The following is an 8,933-nucleotide window of genomic DNA, read 5'->3' on the forward strand; positions in this document are numbered from 1 at the left end:
TATATATAATTTCATCTCATGAAAATGGCTTCGGCGACCGCCGAGAGCCGACAGCATGGGACCTTGATGGCTCGCAAGCTTGAGGGCGCCGCAAGAGCGGCGATCGATCCGCGGATCACTGCTTCGGCAGCACGGCAGCAATGACGCGGTCGCTCTTCATCGAATTGGGCATCATTCCCGTCTGCGCCTACTTCAGCGCCGACAGCAATTTGCTGCCAATGGACTTGCGCAACGACCAGCTTTTCCAACACAATCAAAAAGACGCAAGAAGGGAACGAACGATAACTTCCACCAGAGCTTGACAGGAGAACAGGCATGTCACTTCGGAGTTTGATTTCGAGATTATCAATGGGAGCCTTAACACTTGCCGCGGCAAGTGCACTGACGCCTTCGGCCCAAGCGGCGGCGCCAGAATCCAACGACCCGATCAAGATCGCGCTGTTCGACTGGACCAGCGTCAACCTGAACGCAAAGATCCTCGGCGGCATTCTTGAAAAGCTGGGTTACACGGTCGAGTACCCGACCGCCGACTATCTCTCCAGCCTGACCACCGGCCTTACCAATGGCGATCTCGCTGTCGCCATGGAATTCTGGGACACGACGGCCGGCGAAGCCATGAAGGCCTCGGATGCAACCGGGCAGACCGAACGCCTCGGCCCGCTCGGGCCCAAGGCCAAGGAAGAATGGTGGTATCCCGAATACATGAAGGAAAAATGCCCGGGCCTGCCGAACTGGGAGGCGCTGAAGGACCCGAAATGCGCCGAAGCCTTCTCGACCGCCGAAACGGCGCCCAACGGCCGCTATCTCGGCGGCCCGGTGACATGGGAAGGTTTTGACGACGAGCGTGCCGCGGCGCTGAAGCTGCCCTTCACCGTGATCCATGCCGGCACCGACGCGGCGATGTTCGCCGAGCTGGATTCGGCCTATCAGCGCAAGGCGCCGATCATGCTGTGGGTCTATTCGCCACATTGGGCGCCGGCCAAATACAAGGGCGAATGGGTCGAATTCCCCGACTATACGCCGGAGTGCTACACCGACCCGAAATGGGGCGTGAACCCTGAAGCGAAATACGACTGCGGCAAGCCGCATGGCGAGATCTGGAAATATTCCTGGGCCGGCATGAAGGACAAATGGCCGGTCGCCTACAAGGTCGCGAAGAACTACACGATCGACACCGACGAACTCAACAAGATGAGCGGCCAGATCGATCTCGAAGGCAAGACGCCGGAAGACGTCGCCGCCGCCTGGATCGCCGCCCACGAAGCCGACTGGAAAGCCTGGGCCGAGTGACCGTTCCAACTGGAAACTGCGAGACCCGGCCATTCATGGCCGGGTCTCTATCCCCTATTCCAGAAGGACGACTGCATGGCCGATACGACTGAACAGGTGCCGCAAGCGGCAGGCACGCCAAAAGATGCCCGCCCGATAAAGCTCGCCTGCCGCAACGTCTGGAAGCTGTTCGGCGCCAACGCGGCCAATTTCATCCGCCAGCGCGACGGCAAGGCCAGCATGGCTGAGGTCGCCGCGGCCGGGCTGGTCGGCGCGGTGCGCGCCGTCGACCTCGAAATCCGCCAGGGCGAGATCTTCATCATCATGGGGCTTTCGGGCTCGGGCAAGTCGACGCTGGTGCGCTGCATGTCGCGGCTGGTCGAGCCGACGCATGGCAAGGTCGAGTTCGAGGGCAAGGATCTCCTGAAAATCTCCGATGCCGCGCTGATCGAGCTGCGGCGCCACCGCATGGGCATGGTGTTCCAGAATTTCGCCCTGCTGCCACATCTGAATGTGCTGGAGAACATCGCCTTTCCACTAGGCATACAAGGGCAGGATCGGCCGACGCGCGAAAAACGCGCGCGCGAAGTGATCGAGCTTGTCGGCCTTCGCGGCCGCGAGCATTTCTATCCGCGTGAGCTGTCCGGCGGCCAGCAGCAGCGTGTCGGCATCGCCCGCAGCCTCGCCACCAAGCCGGAAATCTGGTTTCTCGACGAGCCGTTTTCGGCGCTCGATCCGCTGATCCGCCGCGAGATGCAGGACGAATTGATGCGGCTGCAGACCATGCTGCACAAGACCATCGTCTTCATCACCCATGATTTCGACGAGGCCATCCGGCTGGCCGACCGCATCGCCATCATGAAGGACGGCGAGGTCATCCAGATCGGCACCCCGGAACAGCTGGTGGTCGACCCGGCGACCGACTATGTCGCCGAGTTCACCCGCGACGTCGACCGCGCCAAGGTGATCTCGGCGCGAAGCCTGATGCGCGCCTGCACCGGCGCCGAGCATGGCGGCGTGGTCGCGCCGGATGCCAAGATATCGAGTTTTTCGGCTGATATCGTCTCGGCCGGCAAGCCGTTCGCCGTCGTCAACGGCACCGGCAAGCCGATCGGCGAAGTCACGCCGCAAGCGGTGATCGATCTTCTGGCCGGCATCGAGCGTACCGGGGCCGGCGCATGACGGTGACGGCAAGCGCCAGCGAGGCGAGATCGCGGCCGGTTCAGCTCTGGCTGGTGGTCTGGGCCGGCGCCCTTGCCGCCGTGCTTGCCGTGTTCCTGCTGCAGGACAGGCTGCCCTGGGCGGTCAACTATCCGGCCGGCGCAATCGTTCCGGTCGCCGACTGGGTCAGCGCGCTGATGAGTTGGATGAAGTCGAACTTCTCCTGGCTGACGCGCTCGATCACCGCTGTCCTCGGCGTGCCGCTCGATTTTGCGCTCGGTCTGCTGGCCAAGAATTTCAAGATCGGCCATGGCGCCGAGATGCTCGTCTTGCCGCGACTGTCCTGGGTCGGTGTCTGCATCGCTGCATTCCTGGCCGGACGTGCCGCCGGTGGCTGGAAGCTCGGCGCGCTGGTCGGCGGCTGTTTCCTCTACATCGCGCTGTTCGGCCAGTGGACCAGCGCCATGCTGACGCTCGGGCTGATCTCGATCGCCGTGCCGTTCTGCATCGTCACCGGATTGTTCGTCGGCATCTGGGCGTGGCGCAAGCCATGGGTGGAGAGGCTGTTGATCTCCCCTGCCCTCGACCTGATGCAGACCATCCCGACCTTCGCCTACCTGATCCCGATGCTTCTTTTGTTCGGCAACAGTCCGGTTTCGGCGATGATCGCGACGGCCATCTTCGCGACGCCGCCGATGGTGCGCGCGACGATGCTTGGACTGTCTCGGGTGCCGTCCGAAATCGACGATTTCAGCGAGATGGCCGGCTGCACGGCGCGCCAGAAACTGTGGCGCGTGCTTTTGCCTTCGGCGCGTCCAGCGCTGATGGTCGGCGTCAACCAGGTCATCATGCTGGCGCTCAATATGGTGATCATCGCTTCGATGATCGGCGCCGGCGGCCTCGGCTACGACGTGCTCTTGGCGCTCAGGGCGCTGAAGGTCGGCGAGGCGATGGAAGCCGGCCTTGCCATCGTGGCGCTGGCAATCGCGCTCGACCGGCTGAGCCAGGCGATCGCGCGCAATCACGCGAAGGGCCATGTCTACCAGGAGGTCAACCCGAGCTTCTGGCGGCGCTACCCCAATCTGACGCTGGCCGTCGCCATCCTTGCAGCCACGACGTTGCTTGGCCTGTTCGTGCCGGCCTTTGCCGCGGTGCCGAAGGCGATCACCTTCACCACCGCACCCCTGTGGAAGACGGCAGTGAGCTGGATCACGATCAACTTCTTCGACACGATCGAAGCGTTCCGCGTGGCGCTGATCCTCAATGTGCTGAACCCGGTGCGCGCCTTCTGCGAGGGTTTTCCGTGGTTGGGCGCGGTGTTCCTGCTCGGCCTTGCCGGCTACCAGCTCGGCGGCCTGCGCCTCGCCGCCCTCGTCGCGGCGCTGACCGTCTTCTGCGCGGTGACCGGCCTCTGGGAAAAGACAATGGCGACGGTCTATTTGTGCGGCATCTCGGCCTTCATCGCTTGCCTGATCGGCATTCCGATCGGGCTGATGGCATCGCGCAGCGACCGTGTCGAGAAGATCGTCACCCCGATCATCGACACGCTGCAGGTGCTGCCGTCGTTCTGCTTCATCATCCCGGTGGTGATGCTGTTCAGAGTCGGCGATGTGACGGCGATGATCGCGACCGTCGCCTTCGCCGTGGTGCCGGCCATCCGCTACACCAATCACGGCCTCAGGCAGGTGCCGCCGGCGCTGATCGAGGCGGCAAAGGTATCGGGCTGCACCAGGCGCCAGACGTTCCTGCGCGTCCAGCTGCCGCTGGCGCTGCCCGAGATCATGCTTGGCGTCAACCAGACGATCCTGATGGCGCTGGCGATGATCATCATCTGCGCCATGGTCGGCACCCGCGATCTCGGCCAAGAGGTGTTCATTGCTCTGTCCAAGGCCGATTCCGGCCGCGGCATCGTCGCGGGCCTCGCCATCGCCTTCATCGGCATCGTCGCCGACCGGCTGTTCAACGCCTGGACGGCCAAGGCGCGGGCAAGGCTGGGATAGCTGGAGATAGAGGGGGCGCGCCCCACGAAACGTCAGCTTCGCACAGAAGCTGTCCTTGCCAAACTGATCGCAAAAATGTCGGTTCCGGAGCCGGAAGCTGACCGTCCGTAGTCCGGACGAAATTATCAGAAAGCCGCCATTTTCGGAGGACGTTCAGTTCGGCCAGTATCAGACTGGCAGCTCCTGGCATCCCGAGAGCGGTAGCAGACATTCACTCTGGTTTCGCACGAGCTTGGCCGCTCCCGATGACGGCTGATACTGCTTGACATCGACTCTCCGTTCGGGAACAGTGGTCAGACCACTGTAAGGCCAGTGGAAAGGAAGAGCGGCCGATGTCAACGATGCTTGCCGAGGGCGACGATCTGTCGGGTGCAGAGAAGGTGTTCACCTTCTTCCGCGACGCGTTGCTGAACGGCACCCTGAAACCGGGCGAGCGCCTGCTGGGCGAGCGTGAACTGTCGCTGAGGCTCTGCGTGTCTCGGCCGCTGCTGCGTGAGGCATTGCGCTCGCTCGCCATGCTCGGCTTCCTCGATATCCGTCATGGCAAGGGCGCCTATGTCCGCCAGGCCGACATCAACGTGCTCTCAGATTTCTTCACCTTCAGCCTCGCTCAGCAGCCTGACATCCTCGACGACGTGATGCAGGCACGCATCGCGATCGAATGCCAGGCGATCCGGCTTGCCTGCGAGCGCGCGACGGAAAGCGATCTGAAGCGCATCGGCTCGAAGCTCACCCGGCTGATGGACACGCTGCACGATCCGATCGAGGGCGGCGCAGCCGACTTCGCTTTCCACCAGGCGATTGTCGAGGCCGGGCACAGCGAGGCACTAGCCACGCTCTATGGCGCGATCGGCGAATTGCTGCGCCGCAGTCATGTCCAGAGGCGCCAAGTGACCGTCTCAGAGCCCGGCATCGTGGACTATCTCGTGGAAGCGCACCGCGAAGTCTTTCTATCGATTGTCGATCGCAATCCGGACGCGGCCGACCGCAAGCTCCGCGACCATTTTGCCATTGGCGACGAATTCCGTCGCCGCAGCCTCATCTCGGCCTTCGCCCGGAGGCCGCAGACCTAGCAATAGGCATGAAAATCAAGGGAGGATTTCCGACATGCTGCACAGGACCATCATCAAGGCATTGACAGGCGCGGCCGTCGCGCTCGTCATGACGGGCGCAGCGCTCTCTGCCGAGCTGCGCTACGCTCATGTGGGTGCCGAGGGTGACATCCAGACGATCTACGCCGCCGAGGCCGCGAAAGGCATCGCCGCAGGCACGAACAACGAAGTGACCGTGACGGTCTATCCGGCGAGCCAACTCGGCGGCGTCGCCGAGATGGTCGACGGCGTCAAGATGGGCTCGATTTCGATGGGCCACCACGACTTCGCCTCCCTCGCACGCCTCGTGCCTGAGGTAGCGGTGTTCAACGCGCCCTTCATCTACCGCGACGGCGCGCATGCACTTGCCGCGACCGACCCGGCGACGTCGCCCGCGCTGCAGGCGCTCAACGAGAAGCTCGTCGCACAGGGTGTGCGCATCATCGGCCGCATCTACCGCGGTGACCGCCAGATCTCGTCCAACTTCCCGGTCAAGACGCCGGCTGATCTCGCCGGCAAGCCGTTCCGCGCCGTTCCGCTCGAGCTGTGGGTCTCGATGGTCAAAGGGTTCGGCGCTATCCCGACTCCGGTCGAGGTCGCGGAATTGCCGACCGCCCTGATGACGGGCGTGGTGGTCGGGCAAGAGAACCCGCTGACCATGATCGCCTCGAACAACCTCAACGAAGTGCAGTCACATATCTCGATGACCGGCCACATGCGTGCCGTCCTCGCCGTGTTCGTCAATGAGGAGGTCTGGCAGGGCCTGACTGAGGCGCAGCGCGCCTCGATCACCAAAGTGCTCGACGACGAGGCAAAGAAGTCGCTGCAAATGGCCCAGGATGGCGAGGCCAAGCTCGTCGAGGAGCTGAAGGGACGCGGCATGACCATCATCACCGAGGCCGACGGGCTGGATATCGCCGCATTCCGCGACGGCGTCAACAAGCAGATCGCGCAGGACTTCCCGAACTTCACTCCGCTGATCGAGCACATCCAGGCGGTCAAGTGATCGACGACGGCCGGGCTCGCGCCCCGGCCAACCCCTTTGGTAAATTGTCGCCGCCAGCGTCGGTTCGCCGGCCGGAAGGGAGGACGCGATGCGCATCGCCGAACGCATTCTTACAGCTTTCGTCGTCATCATCATGGCCGGCCTCGTGCTCGTGCCGACCGCGCAGGTGATCATGCGTGGCGTCTTCGTGCTGCCTTTCATCGGGGCCGAAGAGTTCACGCGCTTCCTGCTCATCTGCTTGGTCTTCTGCGCCTATCCACTGGTGGTGCAGAACGGCGAGAACATCGTCATGGGCGAATTCAAAGCAGCGATGCCGGCGCGCCTGCGTGGGATCGTCAACTGGTCGATCTCGATCGGAGCCATCGCTGCGACCGGCTTCCTCGCCTATGTCACGGCAACCAACATTTCGAGGAACCTAGCCAACGCGACGCCGACGCTCGGCATCCCGTTCTGGATCTTCCTGGGCGCGACCTTGTTCGGCTTCGCCGGCGCGGCTCTTGTCCACCTCCTCCACCTGCGCAAGCCGCCGCAGGCCGACACCAATATCGCGGTCTGACATGGGTTTCGCGGTCGTCATCGCCTTTCTGGCGCTCTTCATGCTCGGCTTTCCGGTGGTCTATGCCATCCTCCTGCCGTCCATTGCCTACGTAGTCATCGAAGGCCTTCCGCTCGGCCTCCTTGCACAGCGCGTCACTTATGCGCTCGATTCCTTCCCGCTGGTTGCGGTTCCGCTTTTCATCTTCGTCGGCAATCTGATGAACCTATCGGGGATCACCGACCGCATCTTCCGATTTGCCTACACGCTGGTCGGCCGGGTGCCGGGCGGTCTGGCGCAGGTGAATGTATTCGGCAGCTTGGTCTTCTCCGGTATGTCGGGCGCCGCGCTCGCCGATATCGGAGGACTCGGACGCATCGAGATCGATGCGATGAAGAAGCGCGGATTCGACGCCTCCTTCGCAGGCGCCGTCACCGGCGCCTCGGCGACACTGGGGCCGATCTTCCCGCCGTCCATTCCCCTGATCGTCTACGGCTCGGTGACGAGTGTCTCGATCGTGCAGCTCTTGGTCGCGGGTATCGTGCCCGCCATACTGTGCACTGCGCTCCTGATGCTGACGGTGCTCGTGGTGGCGACAATCCACAAGCATCCGCGGGCCGACCGCTGGCCGACGCTGTGGGAAATAGGACGCGACTTCCTCCCGGCGCTGCCCGCGGTCGTGGCGCCCGCCCTGATGATTGCCGGCATGACAGCCGGCGCCTTCACGCCGACCGAGGCGGCGGCCATCACCACCGTCTACGTCATCCTCATCAGCGCCTTGCTCTACCGGGAGTTGACCCTCGATCATCTGTGGAACTCGGCCGTGCTCACCGCGCGCAGTTCCTCGGCGATCCTGATCATCGTGGCGGCAGCGGCCCTCTTTGGCTGGATCCTCGCGGTCGAGCAGGTGCCGCAGAGCTTCGCAGCGGCACTGCTTGGCCTCTCACGCGATCCGGTAATGCTACTCGTCATCGCGAATCTCATCTTCTTTGTGGCGGGCATGTTCCTGGATTCCACGACGGCTACACTGCTGCTGGTGCCGATCATCGCGCCGCCGCTGGTGCTGGCAGGCGTCGACCCGGTTCAGCTCGGCATCGTCACGATCTTCAATCTGATGCTCGGCCTGCTTACACCGCCGATGGGCCTGTCGCTTTTTCTGGTGGCCGACATCGCCAAGGTCTCGATCCGGCAATTGCTCAAGGCGCTGCTGCCGTTCTACATCCCGCTGCTGACCACGCTTGCGATCCTGACCTTCGCGAAGGATCTCACCTTGTGGCTGCCCCGCATGATCGCTCAGTAACACCCTGGAGAATTCTGAAGATGCGCATCGTCATCGGTTCCGACCACGCCGGCTTCCCGCTCAAGGCGACAATCATCGATCACATCAAGTCGCTGGGACACGAGGTGCACGACGCCGGATCTTACGATCCCAATCCGGTGGACTTTCCGGATATCGCGAAAACGGTGACGTCCTCTATCATCGAGGGCAAGGCGGAGCGCGGCCTGATGGTCTGCGGCACGGGAGTCGGCGCTTCAATCGCGGCTAACAAGGTGAAGGGCATCCGTGCCGCGGTCTGCCACGACGTTCATTCGGCCCACCAATCGGTCGAGCACGACGACGTCAACGTCATGTGCATCGGCGCACAGATCGTCGGTGCCTGGCTCGCCAAGGACCTGGTCACCGCGTACCTGCAGGCCGAGTTTTCCACTGACGAGGACTTCCGCCGCCGCGTGCGCAAGCTCGCCGAGATGGATGGCGAGCGGTAGTTTCAGCAAGGCACTCTCGGGGCCGTTGAACGAACCCGCTGCGCGGGAGGGCGCCTGCGGTTGAGGTAGAGATCAGGAACCGGTCGTCGCGCCTGCATTGAGCG

General features: G+C 63.2%; 8 protein-coding genes. All 8 read left to right on the forward strand.

Annotated elements, in window-relative coordinates:
- Nucleotides 1–315: 315 nt before the first annotated feature.
- The 8 genes from AC0L16_RS02370 to rpiB all read left to right on the forward strand — a co-directional run bounded on the left by AC0L16_RS02370 (nucleotide 316) and on the right by rpiB (nucleotide 8,829).
- Nucleotides 316–1,290: an ABC transporter substrate-binding protein gene (locus AC0L16_RS02370; protein ID WP_128167754.1), complete on the forward strand. Its 975-nt coding sequence runs from the start codon at nucleotides 316–318 to the stop codon at nucleotides 1,288–1,290.
- Nucleotides 1,291–1,365: 75 nt separating this feature from the next.
- Nucleotides 1,366–2,451, forward strand: coding sequence for a quaternary amine ABC transporter ATP-binding protein (locus tag AC0L16_RS02375; RefSeq protein ID WP_473618747.1), 1,086 nt, complete (start codon nucleotides 1,366–1,368; stop codon nucleotides 2,449–2,451).
- Entirely contained in the window at nucleotides 2,448–4,430 is a 1,983-nt protein-coding gene (locus AC0L16_RS02380; RefSeq protein ID WP_473618748.1) for an ABC transporter permease, read from the forward strand. Before AC0L16_RS02375 ends, AC0L16_RS02380 begins: the two co-directional genes overlap by 4 nt.
- Before the next feature lie 332 nt (nucleotides 4,431–4,762).
- A complete protein-coding gene (locus tag AC0L16_RS02385) occupies nucleotides 4,763–5,503 on the forward strand; it encodes a FadR/GntR family transcriptional regulator (protein WP_473618749.1) in 741 nt (246 codons plus the stop codon).
- Nucleotides 5,504–5,537: 34 nt separating this feature from the next.
- A complete protein-coding gene (locus AC0L16_RS02390; RefSeq protein ID WP_473618751.1) occupies nucleotides 5,538–6,527 on the forward strand; it encodes a TRAP transporter substrate-binding protein in 990 nt (329 codons plus the stop codon).
- A gap of 88 nt (nucleotides 6,528–6,615) precedes the next feature.
- On the forward strand, nucleotides 6,616–7,083 hold the full coding sequence (locus AC0L16_RS02395; RefSeq protein WP_192361150.1) for a TRAP transporter small permease: 468 nt from the start codon (nucleotides 6,616–6,618) through the stop codon (nucleotides 7,081–7,083).
- 1 nt (nucleotide 7,084) lies between these two features.
- The gene (locus AC0L16_RS02400) at nucleotides 7,085–8,362 is read left to right on the forward strand and encodes a TRAP transporter large permease (RefSeq protein WP_473618752.1); all 1,278 of its coding nucleotides are present in this window, start codon (nucleotides 7,085–7,087) and stop codon (nucleotides 8,360–8,362) included.
- A 20-nt stretch (nucleotides 8,363–8,382) separates the two neighbouring features.
- Complete coding sequence (gene rpiB / locus AC0L16_RS02405; protein ID WP_473618754.1) at nucleotides 8,383–8,829, forward strand: ribose 5-phosphate isomerase B; 447 nt, start codon at nucleotides 8,383–8,385, stop codon at nucleotides 8,827–8,829.
- The last annotated feature ends 104 nt before the right edge of the window (nucleotides 8,830–8,933 follow it).

It is taken from the genome of Mesorhizobium sp. WSM4848 (assembly GCF_055811375.1).

Coding starts and splice junctions, on each gene's coding strand:
- AC0L16_RS02370 (WP_128167754.1), top strand. CDS start 316: ATGTCACTTCGGAGTTTGATTTCGAGATTATCAATGGGAGCCTTAACA.
- AC0L16_RS02375 (WP_473618747.1), top strand. CDS start 1,366: ATGGCCGATACGACTGAACAGGTGCCGCAAGCGGCAGGCACGCCAAAA.
- AC0L16_RS02380 (WP_473618748.1), top strand. CDS start 2,448: ATGACGGTGACGGCAAGCGCCAGCGAGGCGAGATCGCGGCCGGTTCAG.
- AC0L16_RS02385 (WP_473618749.1), top strand. CDS start 4,763: ATGTCAACGATGCTTGCCGAGGGCGACGATCTGTCGGGTGCAGAGAAG.
- AC0L16_RS02390 (WP_473618751.1), top strand. CDS start 5,538: ATGCTGCACAGGACCATCATCAAGGCATTGACAGGCGCGGCCGTCGCG.
- AC0L16_RS02395 (WP_192361150.1), top strand. CDS start 6,616: ATGCGCATCGCCGAACGCATTCTTACAGCTTTCGTCGTCATCATCATG.
- AC0L16_RS02400 (WP_473618752.1), top strand. CDS start 7,085: ATGGGTTTCGCGGTCGTCATCGCCTTTCTGGCGCTCTTCATGCTCGGC.
- rpiB (WP_473618754.1), top strand. CDS start 8,383: ATGCGCATCGTCATCGGTTCCGACCACGCCGGCTTCCCGCTCAAGGCG.